Below are 25,727 nucleotides of genomic sequence, written 5' to 3'. Positions count from 1 at the left end.
GGTGCTTCCCCCTGCCGGCGTCGCGTTTGGTCGCGCCTGCCGACGTGTTGGTGTTGTCGTGGTCGACGACGTAGCTAGCAAGCCCTGAGGCCGCGCTCAACCTTGCTCGCCGCTGCCTCGCATAAGGTTTCCTCGTTCGAGGCTCGCCTCATAGTCCGGGTAACGCCTGGGGGTGGAGTCGCGCCAGTCGCCGATCGCCGCCTGCAGGCAGGCGAGCGCGGCGAGCGCGGCGGTGTCGGCGCGCAGGATGCGCGGGCCCAGCCCGACCGGCAGCACGCCGGGCAGGGCCGCGACGCGATCGAGTTCCTCGCGCGTGAAGCCGCCTTCGGGGCCGATCAGCACCGCCCAGGGTCCCGGCTGCGCGTCGCGCAAGGCATCGAGGATCGGCCGGCCGCCGCCGGTCTCGTCGGCGACCAGCAGCCGCCGCCCAGCCGGCCAGCCCCGCAGCAGCCGCTCCAGCGTCACCGGCGCGCGCACCTCGGGTATGGTCAGCCGCTCGGTCTGCTCGGCCGCCTCGACGGCGTTGGCGCGCAGCCGCTCGACGTTGACACGCCCGACATGGGTGCGCCGCGTGACCACCGGCACCAGCGCCGAGACGCCGAGCTCGGTCGCCTTCTCGGCGATGAAGTCGATGCGCGCCTTCTTCACCGGCGCGAAGCACAGCCACAGATCCGGCCCGGCGACCTGGCGGCCCGTCTGCATCACGATGCCGAGATCGAGCGATCGCCGGGTCATCGCCGTGACTTCAGCCAGCCACTCGCCGTCGCGGCCGTTGAACAGCACCACGTCGGATCCGACGGCCAGCCGCAGCACGTCGCGCAGGTAGTGCGCGCGCGGGCCGTCGAGCGCGACATTCGCGCCCTGGGCGAGGTCGTCTTCGACATACAGGCGCGGAGTCATCTCGGGACCGAACGACGCATCACGGGCTTCACCGGGTTTGAACGATTGAGCATAGCACTGCCGCTCACCATGATGGCGACATGACCGCCGGCGGCTTCACCGACATCAGGCCACAGCACTGGACCCTGCGCCTGCTGCCGGCCTGGGCACGGCCCTACGGCAGGCTGGCACGCTGGGACCGGCCGATCGGCTGGCGATTGCTGCTGGCACCCTGCTGGTGGTCGATCAGCCTGTTCGCGCCGCTGCAGACGCGCGAGCAGATCCTCGCCTGGGCGACCTGGATGGCGCTGTTCCTGATCGGCGCCATCGCCATGCGCGGCGCCGGCTGCACCTGGAACGACCTGCTCGACCGCGACATCGACGCCCAGGTCGAGCGCACGCGCGACAGGCCGCTGCCCGCCGGCGAGGCCACGCCGAAGCAGGCGCTCGCCTGGCTGGTGCTGCAGGCGGCCATCGGCGCCGCCGTGCTCGCCTCGTTCAACCTCAACGCCATCGTCGTCGGCCTTGCCTCGCTGCTGGTCATCGCCATCTATCCGCTGATGAAGCGCGTGACCTCGTGGCCGCAGGTCGTGCTGGGTCTCGCCTTCAACTGGGGCGCGCTGATGGGCGACGTGGTGGCCAATGCGCGCGTCTCGCCGGCGGCGCTGGCGCTCTATGCCGGCGGCATCGCCTGGACGCTGGTCTACGACACGATCTACGCCATGCAGGACCAGCGCGACGACGCCATCGTCGGCGTGCGCTCCACCGCGCGCCGCTTCCAGGATGCGCCGCAAGCCTGGCTGACCCTGTTCGCCGCCGTCACCGTGACCTGCTTCGGCATCGCCGGCTGGCTGGCCGGGATCGACTGGCCGTACTGGCTTGGCCTGGCCGGCGTGGCCGCGCACCTCGCCTGGCAGGTCGGCACGGTGAAGCCGCACGATCCCGCCGACTGCCTGCACAAGTTCCGGTCCAATCGCTGGCTGGGCTGGATCCTGCTGATCGGCATTCTCGCGGCACGCTTCTGATGGCGCGCGCGCCCGGGGATCCCGCCGCCTTCATCCGCACCTACACCGCGCTCGGCACGCCGGCGATGGTGCCGGAGCTGAGGCTGTGGCTGGCGGCGGAGTACCTGCCGATCTGGCAGGCCACCGAGGACTGGCTGGAGAAGCAGAACGTCGATCCGCCCTACTGGGCGTTCTGCTGGCCCGGCGGGCAGGCCATGGCACGCTATCTGCTTGACCATCCGGGGATGGTGCAGGGCAGGCACGTGATCGATTTCGCCGCCGGCTGCGGCGTGGCCAGCCTGGCCGCCGCACGCTGCGGCGCGGCGCGCGTCGTCGCCAACGAGATCGATCCAGTGGCGATCGCCGCCATGCGGCTGAACGCCGAAGCCAACGCGCTCGGCATCGAGACCAGCGACAGCGACTGGCTGCAGGGACCTTCAGGGTTGCCCGAGGCCGAGATCGTGATTGCCGGCGACGTCTGCTACGAGCGCGAGATGACGGCGCGGGCCATGGACTGGCTGCGCGGCCACGCGTCCAAGGGCCGGCTGGTGCTGTTGGGCGATCCTGGCCGAAACTATTTCACGGCCGACCGGCTCGAGGAGCTGGCACGCTATGATATCCCCACCTCGCTGCAGCTCGAGAACCGGGGTCTGCGCGAAACTATGGTGTGGCGCGTGCTTCCATGACCATTCGCACCGCATGGGCAATAAATCCGTAACTGGTTCTTAACAATCGGAAGCGCTACAAGCGAGCCGCGTTCCGCCCAACACATCCAGAGCCGCATGCCGTCACCGAAGCTGAAGCCCGAGGATTTCGCCAAGCTCTACGAGGGCTTCGAGGCGCCGGTATCGCGATTCGACTGCGGCAAGAAATGCTCGCCGCTCAACAACGGCTCGCCCTATTGCTGCTCGACGCAGATGGCCGTGCCAGTGGTCGAGAAGAGCGAGTTCGCCTTCCTCAAGACCCGCACCGATCTGTGGCACCGCTTCAAGCCCTACGACGCCGCTACGCGCCAGATCGTCGCCGACCTGCACAACGGCGCCTGCGCCGTTGAGTGCAAGGGCGCGGCCTTCTGCGAGCGCCACAACCGCACGTTGGCGTGCCGCGCCTTCCCGTTCTTCCCCTATTTCACGCGGCAGAAGGAGTTCATCGGGCTGAGCGTCTACTGGGTGTTCGAGGATCGTTGCTGGATGATCTCGAACATGGGCCTGGTCGAGAAGCCCTTCGTCGACGAGTTCATGGCGACCTTCGAGGCGATCTTCGCCAAGGACCAGCTCGAGTTCGACACTTATGTCGATTTCTCGGCCTCGATGCGCCGCGTCTTCAGCCGCTGGGGCCGCGTCATCCCGGTGATCGGCCGCGACGGCAAGCCGATGTTCCTGGATCCCTCGACCGGCGAGCCGGCGAAGCGCGCGCCGCGCGACTACCCGAAGTACGAGCCCTTCGACAGCGAGGCGCACTACCGCGCCGCCGTGAAAGAGGCCGGCGGCGAAGTTCCCAAGGAAGGCCTTAAGCCCGTTTGAGCGCGCGCGTCATTGCGCCGTCGCCACGTCGCGCGGCTTGATCCGGCCGGCGCCTCGGGCAATGGTGGGCGGCGATTGCCGCTTCAACACTGGCGCAGGGAGATTCCATGAGAGTTGTTCGCTTGGCGCTCGCCACCGCAGCGCTACTCGCCCCGGCATGTCTCGCGCTCCCCGCTGCGGCGCAGGTCGCCAAGGCGACGCTCAAGGATGCCGCCGGAAAGGAAGTCGGCACCGTCAATCTCGCGCAGACCGGCAACGGCGTGCTGATCAGGCTGTCGGTGAAGGGCCTGCCGCCGGGCGAACGCGCCTTCCACATCCATGCCGTCGGCAAGTGCGAACCGCCCTTCACCTCGGCGGGCGGCCACTTCAATCCCGGCGGCAAGAAGCATGGTCTCGCGGCCGCCGACGGCGCCCACGCCGGCGACATGCCGAACCTTCACATTCCCGCCAATGGTGAACTGACCGTGGATGTCCTGAACACGGCGATCTCGCTGGTCAAAGGCCGGCCGAACTCCGTGTTCGACGCCGACGGCTCGGCGATCGTGATCCACGCCGGTCCCGACGACCACAAGAGCGATCCCGCCGGCAACGCCGGAGACCGGATCGTCTGCGGGATCATCACCGAATAGGCCACGGCCGTCTTTCTGGGACCGCCGGCGGTCCCAGAAAGGATCAATGCTGTCATCCCTCGCGGCGCTCGGGATGACAGAGGAAGCATCTTCCTCTACCGAACGACGAAGCCGTCGCAGGCGAGGAAGCCGCCGGTCTCGGCCAGCAGCCACAAGACCGTGTAGGCCCCCGGCGGCAGCGGCTGTGTCGGCGGGAAATCGCGCGGAAACTCGACGTCGGCGAAATTGTCGGCGACGACGGCGACCGGCTTCGAGTCGAGACGGGTGGCGGCGCCGACGATACGGGCACGCACGACGACCCGCTGCGCGGCCTCGCCGTGCTTGTCGCGCAGCCCCAGCGTCATCGTCTGGCCGATGCGCTGCTGCGAGCGCGGCGCGCTGACCTGCCATTGCCGGTCGATCACTCCCTTGCGGTAGGGCCGGCATTGCTCGGCGGCGACGTCGAAACGCGGCTCCTGGGCCACGGCGCCATCCACCAGGCAGAGCCAGCCGGCCAGCATCGCCCCGACCATCCCGCGCATGCGCGCCTCCCTTGCCGCCACTGAGCACCGCGCACATATCCTGACAGCGCCCAGTCCGCGCGCCCACAGGGAGTCCGTCATGAATCGCCGCCTCGTCCGCCTCGCTGCCGCCCTCGCCGGAATGGCGTTCGGGTCGGTCGCGCTGGACGTCGCCGCCGAGGACATCGGCGCCGCCAGCTATCGCTTCAAATGGGTCGGGCCCAACGACAGGATCAAGGTCGAGGTGTTCGACGATCCCGAGGTGCCGGGCGTCGCCTGCTACCTCTCGCGCGCCGAGCTCGGCGGCATAAAGGGGGCGCTGGGCCTTGCCGAGGATCCCGGCGAAGCCTCGATCGCCTGCCGTCAGGTCGGTGCCATCGACCTCGAGAAGGTCAAGAAGCTGAAGAACGGCCGCGAGGTCTTCAGCGCCAGCGCCTCGCTGATCTTCAAGCGCACCCAGGTCGTGCGGTTCTACGACGCCAAGCGCAACGTGCTGGTCTACCTGACCTATACCGACAAGGTGGTCGACGGCCAGCCGCGCAACTCGATCAGTGTCGTGCCGGTGAACCGCCCGTTGTAGACTGGGCGGATGGGACTGATCTGGCTCATCCTCGCCGCTGTCGTTGTCGTCGCCGCCGCCATGGCTTTGCGTGCCCTGCGCCGGCCCAGGAACGAGGTTGTGGCGGCGGCGCCGCCCAAGGCACCTGCGCCGCCCGGCGGCGAGAAGCGCTGGGACATGGCGCCTGAGGGCGTGAGCGCCGGCCGCTACGCCGCCGACACCACGCGCAACGCGCAGATTGGCGCGCTCGCGGAATGGCTGATCCGACGCGCCACGAAGGACACCGGCATCGATCTCGCCGCCGACCGCATGGCCGTCACGCGCATCGCCGAGGCCGCCGGCAAGGCCTGGCCGGAGCTGCAGGAACAGGGTCGCGCCCGCATCACCCTGCCCTACATCGCCGCCGACCGTGAGGGGCCCCGGCATATCGACCTCACCGTTGACGGCGCCACGCTCGTCGAGGCCGCGCGCCACTGGAGGGCATGATGGAGGTCTGGCTCATCGCCGGCGTCGTGGTCGTGTCGGCGGTTGCGGTGTTCTCATTGCTGAACCGGCGCCGCGGCATCGTCATCGACGCGCCGCGGCAGGCTCTGTCGTCGTCCGCCGCGCGGACGGCGGCGGCGGCGCAGCCCGACACGACCTACGATCTGAGCGCCGGCGACATGCTCAAGGCGGAAGGCGTGGAGGAACCCCTCCAGCACTTCGCCGACTGGCTGGAAGCGGAGGCGTCGGAGGAGATCGGCGTCGCTGTCGAAGCGCCCGGGCCGGCACGACGCATCGCCGACGCCGCGCGCGCCGTCATGCCGGTGATTCTCGCGCAGGGGCGTGGCGTGGTCGATCTGCCCGCACTCGTCGTCGACGCCGCCGGCTCGCGCGACTTCCGGCGCGAGGTCGATATTCCCCAGCTCGAGCGTGCCGTTGCTCATCTGAGCGACTACGACGTGCTCGAGATGACCGAATGGCGCCGCGACGCGCCGCGCGTACGCACGCTGGCGGCATGGCTCGAGGACCAGGTGTTCGAGGACATGCCGCCAGGGGATTGCGAGACTGACGACGCCACGGTGCGCATCATCGAGGCGGCGCGCCAGGCGATCCTCGATATCGACAGCATGGGCCGGGCCGATATTGCGCTGATCGCGATCGGCAGGGACAGCAAGGGCCAGACCTTCGACACGCGCCGCTCGGTCGACACGAAGCAGCTCCAGACGATCATCAACGAGTACGACTAGAGCGACGAGCCCGAATTCGGCACCGCCCTGTCATCCCGAGCGCAGCGAGGAATTCAGGCAGCTTCCCTGGACCCCTCGCTGCGCTCGGGATTGCAGGTTAAAGCGATCATCCCTGGATCACCTGAACAGGAACGTGCCGAGCAGCACCCAGCGGCGCGCCTTCGCACCCTGGCCCGGCTTCGCGACCAGCGGCGTGGTGTAGTGCCAGAACGGCAGGCGATAGGCCGTCAGCGTGGCCGCGCCGTGCACCGGCACGATCTCGCTGAGATGCCCCGATCTGGCGTGGACCAGCCATTGATGCGCGACCGCCGGACTCGACAGCGACAGATGCAGGTCGATGTAGCCCGATCGTGCCCGGGCGTTGCCGGGGTGATGATCGTTGTGCGGACCGGCATAGTCGCCGGGGCCGTAGCACAGCACCTGCCGGCCGAATTTCGTCGCCAGCGCGCGGCCGGCCAGAGCCTGGGCAAAGGCGCGGAAACTGCCGGAGCGCAGCAGCGCGTCCAGGCCGATGCGCCGCGCGACGCGCACGCCGGGCTCGTCATCCCGATCGAAATACACGGTCGAGGCGCGCGTCGCCTTCGGCAGCATCTCGGCGTAGTCCTCGCGCATCCTCCAGATCGTGTCGGGCGGGATCGGCCGGTCGATGCGCTGCAGCGCAGGCGTCAGCGTCCGGTCCAGGAGCGTGCGCAGTCGCGCTGCCTTGCTGCGATCGATCAGTCCGTCGATCGACAGGAAGCGCGTTCGCGGATCGGCGAGCGCACCGACAAGCGCATGCGTGCCGGCCAGCACGCGCCGTCCCTCGCGCGTTAGCAGGTCCTCGAACTCGGCCGGGGCTTTCAATCGTCCTCGACGTGCGTCTCGATCTCGATGCGGTACTGGCAGAGCGCGTCGTCGACGGTCGACCAGGCCTTGCCCTGCCACACCTTGTGCGCCTCCTGCCGCGTCCGGAACGGGCCGATGCGCTCTAGCCGCTTGCCCGCCGCGGGCTTGCTGAAGGACGTGTCGGCGAACTCGCCGCCGACCACCCAGTAGAGCGTCTCGGCCTGGGTGCCGACATCCTCGGTCAGCAGCACGTAGCGCGTCTGGGCGCTGTCGACGGTCGACCAGGCGCGGCCCGACCATGCCTTCAGCGCCTCGTTGTAGCTGTCGAAGGGACCGAGCCGCTCCTCGCGCTTGCCCGGCGCCAGCGTGGTGAAGCTCGTATCGACGTACTCGCCGCCGACGACCCAGTAGCGTTTCATGCCCTCGTCCTAGTCCGGAACCGCAACATAGCCTCGCTGTCATCCCGAGCGCAGCGAGTGATCCAGGCCGGCCATGGATTCCTCGCTGCGCTCGGGATGACAGCTACTGGCCCACCTTGCGCCGCGCCAGGTCGAACCACTCGCGGTCCTCCGGCAGCAGGCTCTGCCGCCACTGGTCCTGCGTGCGCACCAGCTCGGCGAACAGCGTCCGCGCACGGCTCGCCTGGCCGTTGGCCTCCAGCATCAACGCGAAACGCGCCTTGGCCTCGGGGCCCGGGTAGATCGGCACCAGCGCCTCGTATTCCTCGGTCGCCTTGCCGATCTCGCCCAGCGCCTCGAGCGCGCGGGCGTACAGCAGATGGCCCGTGCGCGATACATGGCCGGGATTGTGCTGCTGCACCAGCTCGAGCGAGCGGCGCGCCGCGGCGAAGTCGCCGGCCGCGAACTCCGCCCGGGCGCGACCGATCAGCATCGCCGGATCGAACTCGTACATCCCGGTCATGATCTGCGCGTAGAGCAGACGCGCCGCCGCGTGGTTGCCGCGCGCCGCCTGTTCCTCGGCCAGCTCCATGCCGGCCTTGGCCGTCCCGGTGCGATCCCATTCGAGTTGGCGCTCGCGCAGCGCCCGATCGGGATCCATGGCACGGCGCAGGCCGACTTCCACCGTCCGTCCCGTGCGCGTGCCGCGGGCCGAGGGCAGGAGCTCCATGAAGAGGTAGCAGAGCGAGCCGACGCCCGGCACCAGCACGAGGATGTAGATCCAGTAGTTGGCCCGTCCGGAGCGGATCGAATGGACGATGCAGGCGATGTTCAGCGCGTACATGAGGCCGAGCAGGACCGGCATAGACAATCCCCGTGACGTGGCGCCGGGGCACTATACCACCGTGATTACCCCCTCTTCTCGTCCTTCTCTTCGATCCGGGTGATGTCGCCCTCGGAAAACAGGTAGGTCCTGAGCTGCCTGTCGAAGTCGGCGTCGTTGCGGCGCAGCCACTCCAGCGCCATGGCCGCGTGCTCGATCTCCTCGCGCATGTTGTGCAGCAGAATGGCCTTCAGCGCCGCATCGTCGCAGTCGTCGGCGCGTTGGCGATACCAGTCGGCGGCCTCGAGCTCCTCCATCAGCGACACGATCGCCTGGTGCATCGCCAGGGTCTTGGGGCTCAGCCGCTCGCGCGGCGCGTGCAGGTCCTCGCTCGACATGGGATTCCGTCCGTGGCCGGGTCGGGGCGACGGCGGAGAACCCGCCTCGCCGATGGGTTAGAACCGCCGGGGCGGTGTGAGGTTCCCTGAGCCCTCGGCAAACCACTCGGCTATAACGAGCCCGACACAGCGGCCGGACCCGACCATGCCCTACGCCTCGCTTCGCGACTTCATCGCCCGCCTCGAGCGCGAGGGCCGGCTGGTGCGCGTCAAGGCGCCGGTGTCGCCGAAGCTGGAGATGACCGAGATCCATCGCCGCCTGCTGGCGCGCAAGGGCCCGGCGGTGCTGTTCGAGAACGCCGTGCGCGACGACGGCTCGCGCTACGACATGCCGGTCCTCGTCAACCTCTTCGGCACGGTCGAGCGCGTCGCCTGGGGCATGGATCGCGAGCCGCACCAATTGCGCGAGGTCGGCGAGACCTTGGCCTTCCTGCGCCAGCCCGAGCCGCCGGGCGGCTGGCGCGAGGCGCTCGACATGCTGCCGCTCCTGCGCACCGTGATGGCGATGAAGCCGCGCACCATCGGTGAAGGCATCCTGGGCGGCAGCGCGCCGTGCCAGGACATCGTGCTCAAGGGCGACGACATCGACCTCTCACGCCTGCCGGTGCAGACCTGCTGGCCGGGCGAGCCGGCGCCCTTGATCACCTGGCCGCTGGTGGTGACGCAGGGCCCGAACCCGAAGGGCGACCGCCAGGACAGCTTCAACCTCGGCATCTATCGCATGCAAGTGCTGAACCGTAACCAGACTCTGATGCGCTGGCTCAAGCATCGCGGCGGCGCGCAGCACCATCAGCGCTGGCAGAAGGCGGGCAAGCGCGAGCCCCTGCCGGCGGCGGTGGTGATCGGCGCCGACCCCGGCACCATCCTCGCCGCCGTGACGCCGGTGCCCGACACGCTGTCGGAGTACCAGTTCGCCGGCCTGCTGCGCGGGCGCAAGGTCGACCTGGTCAACTGCAAGACCGTGCCGCTGAAGGTGCCGTCGGAAGCGGAGATCGTGATCGAGGGCCATGTCAGCCTCGACGACTATCGCGACGAGGGGCCCTACGGCGACCACACCGGCTACTACAACAGCGTCGAGCAGTTCCCGGTCTTCACCATCAGCGCCATGACCATGCGGCGCGACCCGATCTATCTCTCGACCTTCACCGGCCGGCCGCCCGACGAGCCCTCGGTGCTGGGCGAGGCGCTCAACGAGGTCTTCATCCCGCTGCTGCGCCAGCAATTCCCGGAGATCGTCGATTTCTGGCTGCCGCCCGAGGGCTGCTCCTATCGCATCGCCGTCGTCTCGATGAAGAAGGCCTACGCCGGCCACGCCAAGCGCGTGATGATGGGCACCTGGAGCTATCTCCGGCAGTTCATGTATACCAAGTGGGTGATCGTCGTGGACGACGACATCGACGCGCGCGACTGGAAGGACGTGATGTGGGCGATCAGCACCCGCATGGATCCGGCACGCGACATCACCACGGTCGAGAGTACGCCGATCGACTATCTCGATTTCGCCAGCCCGGTGTCGGGGCTCGGGTCGAAGATCGGCCTCGACGCCACCAACAAATGGCCGGGCGAGACCAACCGCGAATGGGGCACCAAGATCGCGATGGAGGAGTCCACAATCAGACGGATAGACAATCTTTGGGAGACGCTGAATCTAACTCCCTAGGCTCAATACTTGAGATTCGGCTACGGGCGCATCGGGCAACTGCCTCTGCCGTCGAACTCGCCGATCAGCATGCTAGGGACTATGGTAGACTGAGTTATGCTTAGCCCCGATCTTTCAATCGTCCGCGAGTTCAAGCGACGCGCCGAAGCGGCACTGCCGGGACGGATCGCGCACGTCGTGCTGTTCGGCTCTCGCGCCCGGGGCGATGCGCGTGCGGACTCGGACTGGGACATCGCCGTGTTCGTCCACGACAGGCCAACGCCGAATGATTGGCGCAAGCTGGGCCTGATCAGCTTCGACATGACTGCCGAGGTCGGCCTGCTGGTTCAGTTCATCCTGTTGCCGCTGGCGCGAATTAATGACGGCTCCGCGCTGACCACCAGCGTGGCCGAGGACGGAATCGCGGCGTGACGCCGAAATCAGCGCAGGCACTTGCGCGTGCCTCGGATGCGTTGACCACCAGTCGGGTGACGCTTCGCCTGAATCGTCCGGAGACAACGATTCACGGCAGCTACTATGCGATGTTCTGGGTCGCGCGCGCTTTCGTCGAGGAACGTACCGGAGCTCGACCGAAGACCCACGATGGACTGATCTCGGTCTTCAGTCGCCTGGCGCAAGACCAGGCGCCGACCGACCACGAGATCGCCGGATTGCTTGGTGCCTCGCTCGCACGACGGCTGGCGGCCGACTACGACGACCTGCCGCAATTCGACCACAACGACGCCGAAGCCGCTCTCGCCGATGCGGAAGCCTTCGTCGCCCTTTGCCGACGCTTGCTCACTCCCTGAACTTCTGAATCGAAAGCTCGTCGACACCCGTCCAGCCGCACAGGCAACGCATAGGGCAGCCACGCTTGCCGCCGAATTCGCCGCAGCAGTCCGTTTGCCGGGAGGAGCAGGCTCGGGCGCAGCGCGTGCTAGCTCGCGAACTTCGTGAACGGATACTTGTCGATGTCGAGCCAGCCGCACAGCCGGCGCATCGGGCGGCCGCCCTTGCCGTCGAACTCGCCGGTCAGCAGGCCCGTGGCCGGGTTGAAGGTGCGGTCGCAGTACTTGGCGCATTGCACGTTGCCGTTCGGCTGGCCCGCGTCGGCGGTCTTCCAGACGTTGCCCTGCGAGCTGACGATGACGCCGACATGCTCGATCTTGGCGACACGACCATGGGCCTTGGTCGACAGGCAGTTGCAGAAGGTCTTGTGCGAGCTCTCCTCGCCGCTGCACAGCATGTAGAGATCGCCGGGCTTGGGCCGGTTCATCGAGCTTTCGAGGTTCATGCCGCCGGCAAGGAAGCGCAGCGTCAGGTCGTGATGGACCCAGGCGTTCTGCTTGAGGGCGGCGTCGCGCAGGCTGGCGAGGCCCGATCCGATGATGCCCTCGGCGATCAGCTTTGTGGTCACGCCGAGCTGGTTGGTGATATGCGAGGTCAAACCGCCGCAGGTCGTGTAGCCCTTGCCCGGGGCCCAGTTGGCGTCGATCAGCTTGAATTTCGCGTCGCCGTAGCTGCTGGGGACGACTTGCGGGACGATCACGTCGAGGACGTAGCGGCGTCGCGCATTGAGGGCTTCCATTGATCTGCTCCTGGACGTGTCTCGCCAGAAGTGAGTATACGCTCGCCTCGCGCCGTGTCCAAGTCGGACGTCGATTCGGCTCAGATACGTACCCGCACGCCGCTGATGGTCTCGAAGTGGCGGTAGAGCGCCGCCAGGGTATGCGGCTGGTTCCACGGGTCTCGCGGCGAGGGCGGCGTTTCGCCGGCCACCGCGAGCGCGTGCAGCACCCGCATGGCCTCGAAGTAGCCGAGGTTGCGCTCCTCGAACGGCCGCGCGGCGCGATAGGCGCGCGTGTAGCTGCGCAGGAAGACCGTCCGCGCCAGGCCGAAGGGCCAGCGCGCCCAGCGCGGCTCGCCGAGATAGGGAAAGCGCAGGACGACCCGCGTCGCGGCGACGTCGAAGGCCGGCTCGGCAAGGATCGCCTGCGACCAGTCGATCACGCCCGAGACCTGCTTGCCGTCCAGCATCACATTGAACGGATGGTAGTCGCCGTGGCAGATCACCTCCGCCTCGGCCGGCGGCGGCCGGTGACGCACGAGCCACGCCGCGCCGGCGCCCAGGCCGGACAGGCCGGACAGGCCGGATTCGGCGATGCGCGCCGCCAGGCGCCGCACCTCGCCCTCGAGCGTGAATATCGCCGGATCGACGCCGTGCCGACGTGCGCTCTCGCGCAGGGCGGCGGCAGGCACGCGATGCAGCGCCGCCTGCGCCGTCGCCAGCACGCGCGGCGCGCGCAGGATCGAAGCGGGCCCGCCGGCGCCCATGTTGCCGCCAGCCAGCCGCCGCATGATCAGGAAGGGGCGGCCCAGCGGCGCGGGGTCGGGTTCGGCCCGCAGCACGCGCGGCGCGGCGAAGCCCGCGCCGGTGAGCGCATCGTGCGTTGCCGCCTCACGGCGCACGCGACCGGCCAGACGGGGGTGTGCCATCAGGCGCAGGATCAGGCCGCCCTGCCAATCGGCCGGCGCGCCAGCGAGGCTGAACGCCAGAATCGTGGTATCGAAGCCGCCGTTCAGCCGCGCCGGTGCCGCGGCGTAGCCGATGGCCGCGCCCAGGGTCTGGCGCAGGTAATCCAGCAGCCGGTCGGGCAGCGTCGTATCCATGGCGGCGGCTTCAATGTAAACTCCCTTAACATGAGCTGGAAAGACCGCGAGCGCGGCTATCACCACGGCAATCTGCGTCAGGCGCTGATCGATGCGGCGCGCGCGCTGATCGGCGAGAAAGGCCCGGCGGGCTTCACCTTCGCCGAGGCGGCGCGCGCGGCGGGCGTCAGTGCAGCAGCGCCCTACCGGCATTTCCGCGACCGCGACGCGCTGATGGCCGACGTCGCGGTCCAGGGCTTCGAGCGCTTCGAGACGGTGCTGGCCAAGGCGTGGAACGACGGCAAGCCCGAGCCGATGATCGCCTTCAACAATCTCGGCCGCGCCTATCTGCGCTTCGCCCGGACCGAGCACGCCTACTACTCTGCGATGTTCGAATCGGGCCTGTCGCCCGACGCCACGGCGGAGCTGCGCGCCGCCGGGGACCGCGCCTTCAATGTCCTGCGCGCGGCCGCCGAGACGCTCTGCGCGCTTCTGCCGCCGGGCAAGCGGCCGCCGGTGCTGATGGTCAGCCTGCACATCTGGTCGATCGCCCACGGCATCGCCTCGCTGTTTGGCCGCGGCGATCAGGGCCGACGCAAGCTGCCGATGGACGCCGACGAGCTGCTGGAGTCGGCGGTGCTGGTTTATTTGAACGGTCTGGGCCTGGGCAGGGCTTGACATCCCCAAGCGGCTACCCCAATGTAAATGTCGTTAACATTAACATGGAGGGGCTCGATGGGCCTGGTGCAGAAACTCGACGATTGGGGCAAGCCCGCCTGGATCGCCCTGATGGTCGCCGGCTTCGTTGTCTTCTGGCCGATCGGGCTGGCCATCCTGTTCTACATGAAAGGAAGTGGACGCATGGGTAGCTGGAGACACTGCCACGCCGGCCGCTGGCACATGCCGGACGGCATGCGCGCCAAGGATCATTACAGGGCGTGGAAGCGCAGCTGGGGTGCCTACCAGTCGAGCGGCAACGTCGCCTTCGACGAGTATCGCGAGGAGACGCTGCGCCGCCTCGAGGAGGACCAGCGCGAGTTCCGCGACTTCCTCGACAAGCTGCGTGCCGCCAAGGACAAGGCCGAGTTCGACCAGTTCATGGCCGACCGCCGCAACCGGCCCAGCGAGCCGCCCCAGGCGCCGCCACCCGCGCCACCCGCGCCCCAGTCGTAAGCGCGACCTACGCCTCGACAGACGACGCCGGCTCGTACCCGGCGTCGTCGCACTTCAGCAATCTGACGAAAAGCTGATCAACGACGAAGGCGACGTCCCAAGAGGCGATGCCCGAAACATCGAATGTCGCAAAATTGCCGGCCTCCCACTCGATCAGCGGCGCCTTCAGGGTGCCGAAGACCCCCAGAATGCCCAGCCGCTTCATCGGCTCCTCGTCGGGGGGATACTGGGTGTTGAGCGAGCCGCCTTCGATCAGCTGGATCCAGACCTCCTCGCCGGCGGCGTTGGTCGCCGTGAAGGTGCAGATCGCGTCGCCGCCGCTGCGCGCCTGCAGGTCGCGGGCCGCCGGCTCGATCATCAGGCGCTGACGTTCGCCCATCGCCCCACCTCCCGCTCCAGTCACAAGTCGGCCACAGGCCGTGCCCTTTTTTCTGCCTCAATCGGCACCCACGTTCGGCTCCCAGCAAGGAGGCGAACCATGATGGCGAAGACTTCGGTGGCACTTGCCGCGGCTGGCGCTTTCATTGTCGCGCTCAGCACCGCCGGCGTCGCGGAGGCCCGCGACAAGGGTCACAAGCATTGGCGCGGCGGCCACAAGCAGGTCCATCACCACTATCACCACGCGCCGCCACGCCGCATCCACGTCCACCACTACCCGGCGCCGATCTACTACGCTCCGGCTCCGGTGTATTACGCCCCGGCGCCGGTCTATGCCGTGCCCGTCCGGCCGGTGCTGTCGTTCGGCGCGGTGATCCCGCTGCGCTGACCCTGGGTCGGCGCCGGCTTCGCCTCAATGCGAGAACAGCACCGGAACCGGCGACGACAGGATGAGGTGGCGGGTCAGGCCGCCAAAGATCATCTGCCTCAAGCGGCTCTGCGTATAGGCGCCCTTGACGATCATGTCGGCGCCTGAGGCCTGCGCCGCCTCGATGATCGTCGGCCCGGGCGCCTTGTTGCCGGCCGGCAGATGTCGCGCCGTCACCTTCAGGCCGCGCCGCCTCAGCGACACAGCCAGGTCGGCGCCGCTCGGCCCGTCGACCATGGCGCCGTCGACGCTGATCACCTCGATGCTCTCGGCGCGGCGGAACAGCGGCATGGCCATCGCCACGCAGCGCGCCGTCTCGGTCGAGGCGTTCCAGGCGACCACCATGTGCTTGCCGACCGTGGGATGCTTGCCCGCCGGCACCATCAGCACCGGCCGGCCCGACTCGAACAGCGCACCCTCGAACAGGCTCTCCGGCACCTTGGCCGGTCCGCCAGGCTGCGGCACGACGATCAGCTCGGCGGCGCGGCCGACCGAGCCGATCTCCAGCGGCGCAGCCTGCTTCAGCTCGCGCCATAAGGCACCGTCCTGCGCCTCGGCCGAGCCCGCCCGCGGCACGCCGGCTGCGTCCATGGCGCGGAAGAAGCCCTCTCGCAGCGCCTCGACCCGCTTGCGGTCCTCCTCGTCGTCGGCCATCGGCATGTCGAATGGCCCACCCATGCCGACATCGGCCCAGGCCACGCTGACCGCGCGATAGGACGGCGGCTCGAGCCCGATCACATGGCTGCTCATGTCGTGCGCGAGATTGGCGGCGACCTCGAAGGCCGACAGATCATCGCCGCTCCACGCCAGGGCGAGGATGGTGTTCATGACGACGCCTCCTGTGCCGCACTTCGGCGGCCGTTGGTACTCCCTGTGGGCGTCCCGGACTTGGTGCCGGGTCCACCCAACTACACACTACGCGCGCCGCGCCGGGCGTCAATTCGCCGGCTGCACCCCATGACGATTCGGCGACCGCCTCTGCCTTGTCAGGTCGCGGCTAACCCGCGAGGCGCGGCCTTTGCGCCGCCAGCGCCGCCAGGACCGCAAGCGCCGACAGCGTTCCGAAGACAATCAACGAGCGCACATAGTCGCCGCTGCCGTCGCGCAGCATGCCCGACAGCACCGGGCCCACCGCCTGGGCCAGCACCTGCAGCGACAGGGCCACGCCGCGGATCGCACCGTAACTCTCGCGGCCGAAATAGTCGGCCCAGGCGATCGGCAGCAGGGTGAGGACTCCGCCGATGCCCATGCCGAAGGCGCCGGCAGCGAGATAGGCAGCCCATGCGCCGTGGACCCAGATCAGGCCGAGACTGCCCGCCGCCAGCAGGATCGCCGCCAGCGCCATCGAGTAGCGGATCGGCCCGCGCCGCGCGAGATAGCCGAAGCCGATCGTCGCCACCGCCGAGAGCGAGGAGAAGACGCCGACCACCGAGGCGGCGACCAACGGCGAGATCCCGCGCTCGATCAGGTGTGGCACCTGGTGCAGGCTGACGCCGGCCTGCACCGGATAGACCAGCACGGTGTACAGCGACAGCAGCCAGAAGGCCGGCGTGCGCATCGCCTGGACGCGGCTGAAGCGCGGTTCGGCCGGTGTCGCGGCGGTGCCGGCCGAGGCCAGCCTGTCGGGCACCAGCCCGACATCCTCCGGCCGCCGCACCAGCAGCAGCCAGCTCGGCACGAAGCCGACGATCAGTACCGTGGCACCGACCGCGATCCAGCCGTCGCGCCAGTCGCCAGCGCCGATGGCGAACTGCGCGATCAGCGGCAAGGCGATCAGCCCGCCGAGTTGCGCCACTGTGGCGATCGAGGTGACGAAGGCGCGATGGGCCACAAACCAGGCGTTGAGCGCGCCGTAGAGGCCGAGGTCGAACGGCCCGGCCCAGATCATGCGCGCGAAGCAGAACACCAGATAGAACACCGGCAGCGACTGAATCAGCGACAGCCCCATGCAGGCGATGCCGGAGAACAGCACGGCGAGCGTCAGCACGAGCCGCGCGCCCTGGCGGTCGAGCATCGGGCCGATGATCGGCGAGATCACCGCCGCCAGCACGCCGCCCACGGAGACCGCGCCGGCGATGGCCGTGCGCGACCAGCCGAAATGCTCGGTCATCGGCGTGACGAAGATCGACAACACCGCCACGGACGGCCCCTGGCGGGCGAAGCCGGCGAGGCAGACGCAGCCCAGCACGACCCAGCCATAAAAGAAGGGCAAGCGCGGTATCAGCAGGCGGGGCAGCAGCGGCGGGGACATATCGGGCGGGTCGACTGTCGACGATGGCGCGTCACCTGTCGACAGCGGACCCGCCAACGCGCAGGATGCTGACGGCGAACCCCAAGAAAAGGGCAGCGAGGCCATGGCTACCTACCAACGTCCGCCGACGAATCCCGTGATCGACACCCAGCGCAGCTCGCGCTGGCCGATCGTCCTGTTCGTGGTCGTCGCGGTCCTCGCGATCGGCGGCGGCATCGCCTACGACCGCTATGTCGCCAATGCGCCGATCGTTCTGACGCCGACCAAGCCCGGCGAACCCTCGACCAGGAGCCGGCCCTCGCAATCGACAAGCCCTTCGACCCAGCCGACGCGCCCAAGCCAGAGCAGACCGACCCCGAGCAGGCCGACCCAGAGCGCCGGCGGCATGCCGGAATGGCTGCCGCTGGTCTTCGCCGCCATTCCACTCGTATTCATCGGCATCATCGTGCTCGTCGTCGTCAGCTGGATCCGCCGGGTTCGCCGCGCGGCCATGGCCCAGATGAGCGCCACCAACCCGGTCGGCCATTGGGTTGGCGGCCAGCATGTCGGCACAGGCGGAACGGCGAACGGGCCCTGGGCGCGCCAGCCCGGCACGGCCGCCTCGGCGACCACCATCCGCGACGTGCCGCCCAGCGAGCCGGCCAGGCGCAAGCGCGGCGGCTTCCCGCTGCTGCCGATCGTGATCGGCGCCATCATCCTCGACCAGGCGATGTTCAACGGCCAATACAGCCGCCAGGCGCTGGCCTGGATCACCCAGTTCATCGAGGGCTTCACACGCTAGGCTGCCAACGGCCGGTGTCCCGGCGGTTGACTTTCACGCGCCGGGCGTTAGCTTGCCGGCCCATGATCTGGCGACTGCGGAGCCTTCGACTTATCGCCGCCGGCCTTTGAGGCCGGTCGGGCGCGCGCCCGCGCCCTGGTCGCTCCGTCGTCTCTACCGCTTCCGGTTCCCGATCATGTCCTTCATTTCCCTAGCCTTTTCGACGGGCGCGAGGCCGTCGCTGCGACTTAGCGGCGGCTTGCGGGCCTGAGCGCGGTTCAGCCGTTCGCCCGCGAGCCCGTGGTCCGGCGCGCCCCGCCCCGGACCGCACGACGCTTCACGACATTCGCCGCCCCGCGGGGCCGCAGGAGAGAGACATGGCACAGAAACCGATGATGCCCGGGGCCAGCGACAAGTACGTCCCCTTCAAGCCGATCGACATCAGGGACCGGAAATGGCCCAACGTGGTGATCACCAAGCCGCCGATCTGGTGCGCGGTCGATTTGCGCGACGGCAACCAGGCGCTGATCGAGCCGATGGATTCCGACCGTAAGAGCAGGATGTTCAAGCTGCTTTGCGACATGGGCTTCAAGGAGATCGAGGTCGGCTTTCCCGCCGCGTCGGAGACCGATTTCGACTTCGTGCGCGAGCTGATCGAGAAGAAGATGATCCCGGATGACGTCACCATCCAGGTGCTGACGCAAAGCCGGCCCGAGCTGATCGAGCGCACCTTCGAGGCCTGTCGCGGCGCGAAGCGGGCCATCGTCCATCTCTACAACTCGACCTCGACCCTGCAGCGCCGGGTGGTGTTCGGCCTCGACTACGCCGGCATCATCGACATCGCCGTATCGGGGGCGAAGCTGGTCAAGCAGCTGGCCGATGCCGATCCCGGCACGGAGTGGGTCTACGAGTACTCGCCCGAGAGCTTCACCGGCACCGAGCTGGAGTTTGCGCGCGACATCTGCGCGGCCGTAGGCGACGTCTACAGGCCGACGCCGCAGAAGAAGATGATCATCAACCTGCCGGCGACGGTGGAGATGGCCTCGGCCAACATCTACGCCGACCAGATCGAATGGTGTCACCGCAACTTCAAGTACCGCGACTCGATCGTCCTCTCGTTGCACCCGCATAACGACCGCGGCACCGGCGTGGCGGCGGCGGAACTGGGCTTCATGGCCGGCGCCGATCGCATCGAGGGCTGCCTGTTCGGCAACGGCGAGCGCACCGGAAACGTCGACCTCGTGACCCTGGGGCTGAACATGTACACCCAGGGCGTCGATCCGCAGATCGACTTCTCCAACATCAACGAGATCCGCCAGACGGTGGAGTACTGCAACCAGCTGCCGGTGCACCCCCGCCACCCCTATGGCGGCGACCTGGTGTTCACCGCGTTCTCGGGCTCGCACCAGGACGCGATCAACAAGGGCTTCAAGGCGCTGCAATCCTCCAACAGCAAGATCTGGGAGGTGCCCTACCTGCCGATTGACCCCGCGGATCTCGGGCGCAGCTACGAGGCGATCATTCGCATCAACAGCCAGTCGGGCAAAGGCGGCATCGCCTACATCCTCAAAGCCGACTACGGCATCGACATGCCGCGCATGCTGCAGGTCGAGTTCTCAAAGGTGATCCAGCAGATCGCCGACGACACCGGCAAGGAGATCCAGCCGACGCTGATCTGGGAGACCTTCCAGCGCGAGTACCTGCAGCGCAAGATGCCGGTGGAGTTCTTCGAGCACACCACCGTGCCCAACCCCGGCGCGCCCGAGCAGCGTCTTCTCGATGCCGAGGTGAAGTTCAACGGCTTCAGGAAGAAGATCACCGGCAGCGGCAACGGGCCGATCGCCGCCTATGTCGACGCGCTGGTCAATAACTGCGGCATCCGGCTCAGGGTGCGCGACTATCACCAGCACGCCGCCGGCGCGGGCTCCGATGCGACGGCGGTCAGCTACATCGAAGCGGAAGCCGGCGACGGCCGCGTCGTCTGGGGCGTCGGCATGGATTCCAACATCGTCGCCGCATCGCTCAAGGCGGTGACCTCCGCCGCCAACCGCATCGCCGGCACGCCCAGGCGCGTCGATTGAACGGGGAGGACAGTATTTTTCTTTGAGAGCGCCGGCGTCCCGCCGGCCTCTTTCATGAGTTGTCACCGGCGAAATGCGTCGCTGGAGCGACGCGGCCCGAGCGCCTTGAAAGAAGCTGCCTGGTCGGGGCGCGCCGCTCCAGCGGCGCGGCGGACGATTGATGAGACGCGCCACTGGAGTGGCGCGCCCCCAGCCTCTTGAGGGCCATACGCGATCGCCCTGCACACAAGAGGGAGGGCTATGGGTTATTGCCGGCGAGCCAAGATCGAGCCAGCGCAGGCTGACCTCGGACAGGTTTCTTGTTAGCCGGCGAGACGCCGGCCCTCACGGGCTCAAGTGCTGGTCCACTGATCGGCGCCGTCGATGAACGACTTCAGCACGCGGCGGATCGTGGCTTCGGGGATGTCGCGGGTGATGAAGACGATCTTTGAGCGCCGATCCTCGTCCGGCCATTTCTCGAGCACGGCCGGCGGGTGGAACACGTGCTGCACGCCGTGGATCACGACGGGCTTGTCACTTTCGGCGACATTGAGGATGCCCTTCACGCGCAGCAGGTCCGGGCCGCGATAGGTCACCAGCGCGTCGAGCGCACCGGCAACCGTGGCCCAGGCGAAGGGCTTGTCGAAGGTCAGGCAGAAGGCGCGGATGCGATCGTCGTGACGGTTGACGTCGTGCGGGTCCTGCTGCTCGGCGTAGTGCTCCGGCCCCGGTCCGGCAAAGGGCTGGTTCTGGTCGCCCTTCGGTTCGTCGCCATGGTCGTGCGAATGACCATGCTCGTGGTCGTGATGATGGTGGTGATGGCCGTCGCCGTGATGATGGTGATGGCGGTGCGGGTCGCCAAGATAGGCTTCCTCGTGCAGCCAGCGCTTGACGTCGGCGTTCTTGGTCTCGGGGTTGTAGAGGCCGGCGTTCATGATGTCGCCCGGCGAGACCTCGCCGTGCTGTATGCTGAACATCCGCGCCCCGGGATTGAGATGCTGCAGCCGGTGCTTCAGCTCATCGACCACCGGCGCGTCGGCGATGTCGGTCTTGGTCAGCAGCAGCCGGTCGGCGACCGCGGCCTGCTTCACCGACTCCATGTGGTTATCGAGCGTGCTGGCGCCGTTGACCGCGTCGACGGTGGTCACGACCCCGTCGAGCCGATAGCGCGTCGACAGCAGCGGATCGGTCATCAGCGTGTGGATGATCGGCGCCGGATCAGCCAGCCCCGTGGTCTCCACCACCATGCGTTTGAAGGCGTTGATCTCGCCGCGCTGGCGCTTGAGATAGAGCTCGCCCATGGTGCGCACGAGGTCTCCGCGCACGGTGCAGCACAGGCAGCCGCTGCTGAGCTCGACCATGCCCTCCTCGTTCGACTTCTCGACCAGCTGGTGATCCAGCCCGATCTCGCCGAACTCATTGATGATCACCGCCGTGTCGCCCATCTCGGGCTTGCGCAGCAACTCGCGCAGCAGGGTGGTCTTGCCGCTGCCGAGGAAGCCGGTCAGCACCGATACCGGAATGCGCTCCTCGGGCGCCGTCGTGCTCATCTATCCTGCTCCTTGTCCTCTTGCCCGCCGCGCCAGAAGCGCTCGACGCGGGCGAAGCGGCGCGCCGCGCGCGCCACCTTGTCCTCGATCTCCACCGTCGGCGCCGCCGACAGCCATCCGCTGAGCGCGCCGGCGACCCAGTCCAGCCTCCCGGCCGGGCGCGCCGCCTCGGCGATCTCGCCGACGACGCGCATGGCCTCGACCCGGTCGTTGGCCAGGCCCAGCGAATCCTGCAGCGATGCCGCGGCCCCGATATAGGCGCGCGCGGCCGCCGGGTCAAAAAGCGGCGCCAGGAACGATGCGGCATAGCGCTGCTTCTTGACCTCCAGGCGCAGGATGTGACGGGCTTCGGCCGGCAGCTCGTCGAGTGCCTTGAGGCGTTTGGCGATGCGCTTGTGCCGCCGCCGCAGCCGCTCACGGGCGAACGCCAGCGGGCCCGTCATGTCCTGCGCGGTTGGATCGACCGACACGGGCCGGTCGAGCCACTCGCCCAGCGCGCGGTCGAAGGCCTCGAAAGCGTCGCCCGACAGGGCCGCCCGCGCCTGCTGGTGGCGGGTCCGGCGCAGGCGCAGCGCGGTTTCGCGCAGCGCGGCCAGATCGCCGGGGGCACGCGGCAATTGCGCCAGCGCCGTCACGGCGCGGGCGAACTCGCCGGCCAGCAGGACATCGATATCCCGGGTCGGCCCGCAGGCGGTGGCCAGCCGCTTGGCATCCTCGCGCAGCCCAAGCACCGGGTCGCCGACCAGCGGCTCGCGAAACAGCGTCAGGGCGGCGCGCAGGCGGCGCAGGGCCACCCGGCTGCGGTGGATACCCACGGGCTCGCGGCCTCCCAGCACCAGCTCACGGCTGGCCAGCAGCTCGGCGCGGGCCGAGCGCAGGGTGGCGCGCACGAGGTCGTGCACGGCGGGGCTGTAGGCCGGCGGCCGGGCCTCCTCCTCGTCCATGACCGCAGGGTGCCCCTGCCACGCCCGGACGATCAACCGTGATCGCCCGCTTGACGGAAGCGGCCGCGCGCGGCTTGTGGGCGCATGAGCCTGCGAAGTCTCCACGGCAAGCCCGGCCACCTCGTCCGCCGCAGCCAGCAGATCGCCGTCGCCGTCTTCATGGAGGAGTGCGCGGCGCACGACATCACCCCGATCCAGTACGCCGTGCTTTCGGTGCTGGCGGCGAGGCCCGGCATCGACCAGTCGACGCTGGCCGGGCTGGCCGCGCTCGATCGCGCCACGATCGGGGACGTCGTGGTGCGGCTGGCGCGCCGGCGTCTGCTGAGCCGCATGCCCGACACGCGCGACCGCCGCAGCCGGGTGCTGACGCTCACGCCCCGGGGAGCGCGCCTGCTGGCGGCCGCCGAAGCCGCCGTGCGCCGCGCCCAGCGCCGCATCCTGGCGCCGCTTGCGGCGCGCGAACGCAAAACCCTTCTCGCCCTGCTGGCAAAGCTGGTGGATATCGGCGACGAGCGGCGATTGACCCGCGGCAGATAGTAAGTACACTTACTAATATGCAGTTCGGCCTCCAGTTCTTCCCCGACGTCGGCCCCGACGACAAGCCGGCCGAGGCCTATTTCCGCGAGAGCCTCGACCTGGTGTCGCTCGCCGACCCGCTGGGCTACAGCCACGTCCGCATCGTCGAGCACTACTTCCATCCCTATGGCGGCTACTCGCCCAACCCGATCGTCTTCCTCGCTGCCGCCGCGCAGCGCACGAAGAACGCGCGGCTGATCACCGGCGCCGTGCTGCCCGCCTTCAACCATCCGCTGAAGCTGGCCGGCGAGATCGGCATGCTCGATGCCATCAGCGACGGCCGGCTCGAGGTCGGCTTCGCGCGCGCCTTCCTGCCGCACGAGTTCAGCCGCTTCGGCGTCAAGCTGGACGACAGCCGCGCGCGCTTCGAGGAAGGCATCGAGCAGGTGCGCGCGCTGCTGGCGGAGGAGAACGTGGTGCGCCAGGGACGCTTCCATTCCTTCCCGCCGACCACCTCGCTGCCGCGCCCGACGCAGCGCCCGCACCCGCCGTTGTGGATCGCCGCCCTGGGCACGCCGGAAAGCTTCACCATCGCCGGCCGCAACGGCTTCTCGGTCATGGCGATCCCGCTGGCCGGCGGCCGGATGGCCGAGCTGCTGGCGCTCTATCGCGAGGGCTGGAAGAGCGCCGGCCATCCCGGCGATGGCCGCGTCATGCTGGCCTTCCACATGTTCTGCCACGAGGACCGCGCGGAGGCCGCGCGGATCGCGCGCGACCCGCTGATCCGCTACCTGAGATCTCTGGTCGACGCCGCCGGCGAATGGACGGCAGGCACGAGCTCGGCCGACTATCCCGGCTACGACCAGATCATTGCGGGGCTGGCGAAGGAGACGTACGAATCGCAGATCGCCAAGGGCGCCGCCTGGATCGGCACGCCGCAGGACATCCGGGAGCAGATCGCAGCGTACCAGCGACAGGTCGGCAGCTTCGAGATCGCCTCGCTGCAGGTGAACTTCAACACCATCGGCTTCGAAGACGCGCGCCGTTCCGTCGAGCTGTTCGGGCGCAGGGTAATTCCGCATTTCGCATAGCGCCCGGCAACGGGTTGCGCCGCGCCGGGTCATCGCCCACTCTGCCGGCCAGCGTAGAGAGGAAGCGGCGATGACCTGCGATGCGGTCGCCTTCAAGAAGGGCATGCGCCACCTGGCGGCCAGCGTGACCCTGATCACCACGCGCCATGCCGGCGAGCGCGGCGGGCTGACGGCGACCGCCGTGTGCTCGGTCTCGGCCGATCCGCCGCAACTGCTGGTCTGCGTCAACCGCAACGCCAGCGCCCATCCGCTGATCGTGGCCAGCCGGAAATTCTGCGTCAACGTGCTGGCGCCGCAGCACCGCAAGATCGCCGAGCGCTTCGCCGGCATGGACGGCGTCGAGGGCGATGCACGCTTCGAGGGGCTGGGCGAGTGGCGCGCGATGAACGGCGACGTGCCGGCGCTGGCCGGCTGCCCGGTGACCTTCGCCTGCGAGACGGTGAACACCATGGTCGCGGGCACGCATACCATCGTGGTCGGCAGGATCATGGATGTCGCGCTCGAGCCGACGGCGGTCGCCCTGCTCTACGCCGATGCCACCTTCGTTCCCGCCGACGTGCTGCGCGGCGTCGCGCCGCCGTCCTGAGGCATCGCGCTATCTTGGCGGCGCGGGCGGCGGGATCGGCGCCTTCGGCAGCTCGATCGTGATGTCTAGCTTGCCGGTCTGGGCATCTCCGCCGCTCGGGCCGGTGATGCTGATCGCGCCGGTGAGGATGGCGATGATCACGACCACCGCGATGGTGATGGCGCCGACGATGAAACAGAGACCACCATTGCCGCCGCCGCTGGTCGAATTGGCCATGGTTCCGCTTCCTCCGGTTGATGGCGCGACGCGGCCCCGCCCCGGCCTCTTGCTGGCCTCCTACTGGGTGGTGACGTTGCCGCGGGCGTCGACCATCACCTGCACCGAGGTCGAGCCGCGCATCGCGGTGCCCCGCCAGACGCCGTCGGCGCTCCGGCTCAGGCCGGTCACATTGGTGTAGCCATCGCGCTCGATGCGCGCGCGAGCCCGCGCCTCGGCAGCAGTGCTCAGGCCGCCGGATGCCGCGGGCGGCGTGGTCGTCATCGACGGTGGCATCGGCGATGTCGGAGATGATGGCTGCGTCGGCGGCGTCGCGAGGTCTTGCCGGGTCACGCCGGGCGGATTGGCTGGCGGCGTGACCTGGGGCGAGGCGACCGATGGCGGAGTCATTGGCGGCGTGGTCGCGCCACCGGTGCCGACCGAAGGCGGCGACACGGCGCCGGGGCTGACCGTCGGCGGCGTGGTTGTCTGGGCAAAGGCCGAGCCGGCGGCGGTCGCCAGGGCCAGCGCCAGGACACTCTTCCTCATGGGGAATCCTCCTCACACGCGGGGGTCCCGGTAAACGTGACGGCGCGGGCCGACGTTCCCGCACGCCCTTCGCGGCGCCAATTGCGGCGCCGGTAAGGAGCGATAGTTGCCAGCACGGACAGCCATCAGTATGGTCCGGCCGCCTTCACGATGGGGCGTAGCCAAGTGGTAAGGCAGCGGATTTTGATTCGC

At 68.7% G+C, this 25,727-nt stretch carries 33 protein-coding genes; 18 read left to right on the top strand and 15 right to left on the bottom strand.

Going from position 1 to position 25,727, the window contains the following annotated elements:
- Window positions 1-96 precede the first annotated feature (96 nt).
- Window positions 97-900 carry a 16S rRNA (uracil(1498)-N(3))-methyltransferase gene (locus KF889_05105; protein MBX3498802.1) on the bottom strand — a complete coding sequence of 268 codons (804 nt, stop codon included), beginning with the start codon at window positions 898-900 and terminating at the stop codon, window positions 97-99.
- An 80-nt stretch (window positions 901-980) separates the two neighbouring features.
- Between KF889_05105 and ubiA the strand changes: the two genes are divergently transcribed.
- The 4 genes from ubiA to KF889_05085 all read left to right on the top strand — a co-directional run bounded on the left by ubiA (window position 981) and on the right by KF889_05085 (window position 4,035).
- The gene (gene ubiA / locus KF889_05100) at window positions 981-1,904 is read left to right on the top strand and encodes a 4-hydroxybenzoate octaprenyltransferase (protein MBX3498801.1); all 924 of its coding nucleotides are present in this window, start codon (window positions 981-983) and stop codon (window positions 1,902-1,904) included.
- On the top strand, window positions 1,904-2,569 hold the full coding sequence (locus KF889_05095) for a methyltransferase (protein MBX3498800.1): 666 nt from the start codon (window positions 1,904-1,906) through the stop codon (window positions 2,567-2,569). Before ubiA ends, KF889_05095 begins: the two co-directional genes overlap by 1 nt.
- A gap of 96 nt (window positions 2,570-2,665) precedes the next feature.
- Complete coding sequence (locus KF889_05090) at window positions 2,666-3,406, top strand: hypothetical protein (GenBank protein ID MBX3498799.1); 741 nt, start codon at window positions 2,666-2,668, stop codon at window positions 3,404-3,406.
- A 107-nt stretch (window positions 3,407-3,513) separates the two neighbouring features.
- Window positions 3,514-4,035 (top strand): superoxide dismutase family protein, encoded by a 522-nt coding sequence (locus KF889_05085; GenBank protein ID MBX3498798.1) that lies wholly within the window; start codon window positions 3,514-3,516, stop codon window positions 4,033-4,035.
- 95 nt (window positions 4,036-4,130) lie between these two features.
- Here the strand turns inward: KF889_05085 and KF889_05080 are convergent, their stop codons facing one another.
- Complete coding sequence (locus KF889_05080) at window positions 4,131-4,556, bottom strand: hypothetical protein (protein MBX3498797.1); 426 nt, start codon at window positions 4,554-4,556, stop codon at window positions 4,131-4,133.
- A gap of 121 nt (window positions 4,557-4,677) precedes the next feature.
- Here KF889_05080 and KF889_05075 point away from each other — a divergent pair, with 121 nt between their 5' ends.
- Genes KF889_05075 through KF889_05065 form a run of 3 tightly spaced genes read left to right on the top strand, consistent with a single transcriptional unit; the run spans window position 4,678 to window position 6,323 of the window.
- Window positions 4,678-5,115: a CreA family protein gene (locus KF889_05075; protein MBX3498796.1), complete on the top strand. Its 438-nt coding sequence runs from the start codon at window positions 4,678-4,680 to the stop codon at window positions 5,113-5,115.
- A gap of 9 nt (window positions 5,116-5,124) precedes the next feature.
- Window positions 5,125-5,580, top strand: coding sequence for an Hsp70 family protein (locus KF889_05070; GenBank protein MBX3498795.1), 456 nt, complete (start codon window positions 5,125-5,127; stop codon window positions 5,578-5,580).
- A complete protein-coding gene (locus KF889_05065) occupies window positions 5,580-6,323 on the top strand; it encodes a hypothetical protein (GenBank protein ID MBX3498794.1) in 744 nt (247 codons plus the stop codon). Before KF889_05070 ends, KF889_05065 begins: the two co-directional genes overlap by 1 nt.
- Before the next feature lie 117 nt (window positions 6,324-6,440).
- Here KF889_05065 and KF889_05060 read toward each other — a convergent pair whose 3' ends face one another.
- The 4 genes from KF889_05060 to KF889_05045 all read right to left on the bottom strand — a co-directional run bounded on the left by KF889_05060 (window position 6,441) and on the right by KF889_05045 (window position 8,767).
- Window positions 6,441-7,166 (bottom strand): hypothetical protein, encoded by a 726-nt coding sequence (locus tag KF889_05060; protein ID MBX3498793.1) that lies wholly within the window; start codon window positions 7,164-7,166, stop codon window positions 6,441-6,443.
- Complete coding sequence (locus KF889_05055; protein ID MBX3498792.1) at window positions 7,163-7,567, bottom strand: DUF4170 domain-containing protein; 405 nt, start codon at window positions 7,565-7,567, stop codon at window positions 7,163-7,165. Before KF889_05055 ends, KF889_05060 begins: the two co-directional genes overlap by 4 nt.
- A gap of 103 nt (window positions 7,568-7,670) precedes the next feature.
- Window positions 7,671-8,411, bottom strand: coding sequence for a hypothetical protein (locus KF889_05050; protein MBX3498791.1), 741 nt, complete (start codon window positions 8,409-8,411; stop codon window positions 7,671-7,673).
- A 44-nt stretch (window positions 8,412-8,455) separates the two neighbouring features.
- A complete protein-coding gene (locus tag KF889_05045; protein MBX3498790.1) occupies window positions 8,456-8,767 on the bottom strand; it encodes a ferritin in 312 nt (103 codons plus the stop codon).
- A gap of 145 nt (window positions 8,768-8,912) precedes the next feature.
- On the opposite strand from KF889_05045, the gene KF889_05040 reads away from it, so the two are divergent.
- From KF889_05040 to KF889_05030, 3 genes are all read left to right on the top strand, one after another.
- Entirely contained in the window at window positions 8,913-10,427 is a 1,515-nt protein-coding gene (locus tag KF889_05040) for a UbiD family decarboxylase (GenBank protein ID MBX3498789.1), read from the top strand.
- Between the two features lie 96 nt (window positions 10,428-10,523).
- Window positions 10,524-10,838, top strand: coding sequence for a nucleotidyltransferase domain-containing protein (locus KF889_05035; protein ID MBX3498788.1), 315 nt, complete (start codon window positions 10,524-10,526; stop codon window positions 10,836-10,838).
- The gene (locus KF889_05030; protein ID MBX3498787.1) at window positions 10,835-11,215 is read left to right on the top strand and encodes a HEPN domain-containing protein; all 381 of its coding nucleotides are present in this window, start codon (window positions 10,835-10,837) and stop codon (window positions 11,213-11,215) included. The genes KF889_05035 and KF889_05030 overlap by 4 nt, the downstream gene beginning before the upstream one ends.
- Before the next feature lie 128 nt (window positions 11,216-11,343).
- Here the strand turns inward: KF889_05030 and KF889_05025 are convergent, their stop codons facing one another.
- Window positions 11,344-11,994, bottom strand: a complete 651-nt coding sequence (locus KF889_05025) for a hypothetical protein (GenBank protein ID MBX3498786.1) — start codon at window positions 11,992-11,994, stop codon at window positions 11,344-11,346.
- An 80-nt stretch (window positions 11,995-12,074) separates the two neighbouring features.
- Window positions 12,075-13,076 (bottom strand): phosphotransferase, encoded by a 1,002-nt coding sequence (locus KF889_05020; GenBank protein MBX3498785.1) that lies wholly within the window; start codon window positions 13,074-13,076, stop codon window positions 12,075-12,077.
- A gap of 30 nt (window positions 13,077-13,106) precedes the next feature.
- On the opposite strand from KF889_05020, the gene KF889_05015 reads away from it, so the two are divergent.
- Together KF889_05015 and KF889_05010 are read left to right on the top strand one after the other, a co-directional pair.
- A complete protein-coding gene (locus KF889_05015; GenBank protein ID MBX3498784.1) occupies window positions 13,107-13,733 on the top strand; it encodes a WHG domain-containing protein in 627 nt (208 codons plus the stop codon).
- A 57-nt stretch (window positions 13,734-13,790) separates the two neighbouring features.
- Window positions 13,791-14,228, top strand: a complete 438-nt coding sequence (locus tag KF889_05010; protein ID MBX3498783.1) for a DUF2852 domain-containing protein — start codon at window positions 13,791-13,793, stop codon at window positions 14,226-14,228.
- 7 nt (window positions 14,229-14,235) lie between these two features.
- Here KF889_05010 and KF889_05005 read toward each other — a convergent pair whose 3' ends face one another.
- Window positions 14,236-14,607, bottom strand: coding sequence for a hypothetical protein (locus tag KF889_05005; GenBank protein ID MBX3498782.1), 372 nt, complete (start codon window positions 14,605-14,607; stop codon window positions 14,236-14,238).
- 99 nt (window positions 14,608-14,706) lie between these two features.
- On the opposite strand from KF889_05005, the gene KF889_05000 reads away from it, so the two are divergent.
- Window positions 14,707-14,994: a hypothetical protein gene (locus tag KF889_05000; protein MBX3498781.1), complete on the top strand. Its 288-nt coding sequence runs from the start codon at window positions 14,707-14,709 to the stop codon at window positions 14,992-14,994.
- Between the two features lie 24 nt (window positions 14,995-15,018).
- Here KF889_05000 and KF889_04995 read toward each other — a convergent pair whose 3' ends face one another.
- Window positions 15,019-15,861 carry a universal stress protein gene (locus tag KF889_04995; protein MBX3498780.1) on the bottom strand — a complete coding sequence of 281 codons (843 nt, stop codon included), beginning with the start codon at window positions 15,859-15,861 and terminating at the stop codon, window positions 15,019-15,021.
- Between the two features lie 169 nt (window positions 15,862-16,030).
- The gene (locus KF889_04990; protein MBX3498779.1) at window positions 16,031-17,245 is read right to left on the bottom strand and encodes an MFS transporter; all 1,215 of its coding nucleotides are present in this window, start codon (window positions 17,243-17,245) and stop codon (window positions 16,031-16,033) included.
- Window positions 17,246-17,387: 142 nt separating this feature from the next.
- On the opposite strand from KF889_04990, the gene KF889_04985 reads away from it, so the two are divergent.
- Together KF889_04985 and leuA are read left to right on the top strand one after the other, a co-directional pair.
- Window positions 17,388-18,065, top strand: a complete 678-nt coding sequence (locus KF889_04985) for a hypothetical protein (GenBank protein ID MBX3498778.1) — start codon at window positions 17,388-17,390, stop codon at window positions 18,063-18,065.
- Between the two features lie 371 nt (window positions 18,066-18,436).
- Window positions 18,437-20,125, top strand: coding sequence for a 2-isopropylmalate synthase (leuA, locus tag KF889_04980; protein MBX3498777.1), 1,689 nt, complete (start codon window positions 18,437-18,439; stop codon window positions 20,123-20,125).
- A gap of 332 nt (window positions 20,126-20,457) precedes the next feature.
- Here the strand turns inward: leuA and KF889_04975 are convergent, their stop codons facing one another.
- Window positions 20,458-21,654, bottom strand: a complete 1,197-nt coding sequence (locus tag KF889_04975; GenBank protein MBX3498776.1) for a GTP-binding protein — start codon at window positions 21,652-21,654, stop codon at window positions 20,458-20,460.
- Entirely contained in the window at window positions 21,651-22,598 is a 948-nt protein-coding gene (locus tag KF889_04970; GenBank protein ID MBX3498775.1) for a CHAD domain-containing protein, read from the bottom strand. The genes KF889_04975 and KF889_04970 overlap by 4 nt, the downstream gene beginning before the upstream one ends.
- An 84-nt stretch (window positions 22,599-22,682) precedes the next feature.
- Between KF889_04970 and KF889_04965 the strand changes: the two genes are divergently transcribed.
- The 3 genes from KF889_04965 to KF889_04955 all read left to right on the top strand — a co-directional run bounded on the left by KF889_04965 (window position 22,683) and on the right by KF889_04955 (window position 24,791).
- A complete protein-coding gene (locus tag KF889_04965) occupies window positions 22,683-23,135 on the top strand; it encodes a MarR family transcriptional regulator (GenBank protein MBX3498774.1) in 453 nt (150 codons plus the stop codon).
- 17 nt (window positions 23,136-23,152) lie between these two features.
- Entirely contained in the window at window positions 23,153-24,205 is a 1,053-nt protein-coding gene (locus KF889_04960; protein ID MBX3498773.1) for an LLM class flavin-dependent oxidoreductase, read from the top strand.
- 70 nt (window positions 24,206-24,275) lie between these two features.
- A complete protein-coding gene (locus tag KF889_04955) occupies window positions 24,276-24,791 on the top strand; it encodes a flavin reductase family protein (GenBank protein MBX3498772.1) in 516 nt (171 codons plus the stop codon).
- 9 nt (window positions 24,792-24,800) lie between these two features.
- On the opposite strand, the gene KF889_04950 is transcribed toward KF889_04955, so the two are convergent.
- Both KF889_04950 and KF889_04945 read right to left on the bottom strand, forming a co-directional pair.
- On the bottom strand, window positions 24,801-25,007 hold the full coding sequence (locus KF889_04950) for a hypothetical protein (GenBank protein ID MBX3498771.1): 207 nt from the start codon (window positions 25,005-25,007) through the stop codon (window positions 24,801-24,803).
- Window positions 25,008-25,067: 60 nt separating this feature from the next.
- On the bottom strand, window positions 25,068-25,535 hold the full coding sequence (locus KF889_04945) for a hypothetical protein (GenBank protein ID MBX3498770.1): 468 nt from the start codon (window positions 25,533-25,535) through the stop codon (window positions 25,068-25,070).
- Window positions 25,536-25,727 lie beyond the last annotated feature (192 nt).

The organism is Alphaproteobacteria bacterium (assembly GCA_019635875.1).
Classification (GTDB): Bacteria; Pseudomonadota; Alphaproteobacteria; order Reyranellales; family Reyranellaceae; genus JAFAZJ01.
This window is presented reverse-complemented; position numbering and strand designations above follow the sequence as displayed.

What these genes read in the sequence shown, in the direction of transcription:
- KF889_05035 (MBX3498788.1), top strand. Translation starts at nt 10,524, where the DNA reads ATGCTTAGCCCCGATCTTTCAATCGTCCGCGAGTTCAAGCGACGCGCC.
- KF889_05090 (MBX3498799.1), top strand. Translation starts at nt 2,666, where the DNA reads ATGCCGTCACCGAAGCTGAAGCCCGAGGATTTCGCCAAGCTCTACGAG.
- KF889_05070 (MBX3498795.1), top strand. Translation starts at nt 5,125, where the DNA reads ATGGGACTGATCTGGCTCATCCTCGCCGCTGTCGTTGTCGTCGCCGCC.
- KF889_05000 (MBX3498781.1), top strand. Translation starts at nt 14,707, where the DNA reads ATGATGGCGAAGACTTCGGTGGCACTTGCCGCGGCTGGCGCTTTCATT.
- KF889_05065 (MBX3498794.1), top strand. Translation starts at nt 5,580, where the DNA reads ATGGAGGTCTGGCTCATCGCCGGCGTCGTGGTCGTGTCGGCGGTTGCG.
- KF889_05005 (MBX3498782.1), bottom strand. Translation starts at nt 14,607, where the DNA reads ATGGGCGAACGTCAGCGCCTGATGATCGAGCCGGCGGCCCGCGACCTG.
- KF889_04975 (MBX3498776.1), bottom strand. Translation starts at nt 21,654, where the DNA reads ATGAGCACGACGGCGCCCGAGGAGCGCATTCCGGTATCGGTGCTGACC.
- KF889_04965 (MBX3498774.1), top strand. Translation starts at nt 22,683, where the DNA reads ATGAGCCTGCGAAGTCTCCACGGCAAGCCCGGCCACCTCGTCCGCCGC.
- KF889_05080 (MBX3498797.1), bottom strand. Translation starts at nt 4,556, where the DNA reads ATGCGCGGGATGGTCGGGGCGATGCTGGCCGGCTGGCTCTGCCTGGTG.
- KF889_05045 (MBX3498790.1), bottom strand. Translation starts at nt 8,767, where the DNA reads ATGTCGAGCGAGGACCTGCACGCGCCGCGCGAGCGGCTGAGCCCCAAG.
- leuA (MBX3498777.1), top strand. Translation starts at nt 18,437, where the DNA reads ATGATGCCCGGGGCCAGCGACAAGTACGTCCCCTTCAAGCCGATCGAC.
- KF889_05075 (MBX3498796.1), top strand. Translation starts at nt 4,678, where the DNA reads ATGGCGTTCGGGTCGGTCGCGCTGGACGTCGCCGCCGAGGACATCGGC.
- KF889_04995 (MBX3498780.1), bottom strand. Translation starts at nt 15,861, where the DNA reads ATGAACACCATCCTCGCCCTGGCGTGGAGCGGCGATGATCTGTCGGCC.
- KF889_05085 (MBX3498798.1), top strand. Translation starts at nt 3,514, where the DNA reads ATGAGAGTTGTTCGCTTGGCGCTCGCCACCGCAGCGCTACTCGCCCCG.
- KF889_04985 (MBX3498778.1), top strand. Translation starts at nt 17,388, where the DNA reads ATGGCTACCTACCAACGTCCGCCGACGAATCCCGTGATCGACACCCAG.
- KF889_04955 (MBX3498772.1), top strand. Translation starts at nt 24,276, where the DNA reads ATGACCTGCGATGCGGTCGCCTTCAAGAAGGGCATGCGCCACCTGGCG.
- KF889_05105 (MBX3498802.1), bottom strand. Translation starts at nt 900, where the DNA reads ATGACTCCGCGCCTGTATGTCGAAGACGACCTCGCCCAGGGCGCGAAT.
- KF889_04950 (MBX3498771.1), bottom strand. Translation starts at nt 25,007, where the DNA reads ATGGCCAATTCGACCAGCGGCGGCGGCAATGGTGGTCTCTGTTTCATC.
- KF889_04970 (MBX3498775.1), bottom strand. Translation starts at nt 22,598, where the DNA reads ATGGACGAGGAGGAGGCCCGGCCGCCGGCCTACAGCCCCGCCGTGCAC.
- KF889_04960 (MBX3498773.1), top strand. Translation starts at nt 23,153, where the DNA reads ATGCAGTTCGGCCTCCAGTTCTTCCCCGACGTCGGCCCCGACGACAAG.
- KF889_05040 (MBX3498789.1), top strand. Translation starts at nt 8,913, where the DNA reads ATGCCCTACGCCTCGCTTCGCGACTTCATCGCCCGCCTCGAGCGCGAG.
- KF889_04945 (MBX3498770.1), bottom strand. Translation starts at nt 25,535, where the DNA reads ATGAGGAAGAGTGTCCTGGCGCTGGCCCTGGCGACCGCCGCCGGCTCG.
- KF889_05020 (MBX3498785.1), bottom strand. Translation starts at nt 13,076, where the DNA reads ATGGATACGACGCTGCCCGACCGGCTGCTGGATTACCTGCGCCAGACC.
- KF889_05010 (MBX3498783.1), top strand. Translation starts at nt 13,791, where the DNA reads ATGGGCCTGGTGCAGAAACTCGACGATTGGGGCAAGCCCGCCTGGATC.
- KF889_05095 (MBX3498800.1), top strand. Translation starts at nt 1,904, where the DNA reads ATGGCGCGCGCGCCCGGGGATCCCGCCGCCTTCATCCGCACCTACACC.
- KF889_05025 (MBX3498786.1), bottom strand. Translation starts at nt 11,994, where the DNA reads ATGGAAGCCCTCAATGCGCGACGCCGCTACGTCCTCGACGTGATCGTC.
- ubiA (MBX3498801.1), top strand. Translation starts at nt 981, where the DNA reads ATGACCGCCGGCGGCTTCACCGACATCAGGCCACAGCACTGGACCCTG.
- KF889_05055 (MBX3498792.1), bottom strand. Translation starts at nt 7,567, where the DNA reads ATGAAACGCTACTGGGTCGTCGGCGGCGAGTACGTCGATACGAGCTTC.
- KF889_05050 (MBX3498791.1), bottom strand. Translation starts at nt 8,411, where the DNA reads ATGCCGGTCCTGCTCGGCCTCATGTACGCGCTGAACATCGCCTGCATC.
- KF889_05015 (MBX3498784.1), top strand. Translation starts at nt 13,107, where the DNA reads ATGAGCTGGAAAGACCGCGAGCGCGGCTATCACCACGGCAATCTGCGT.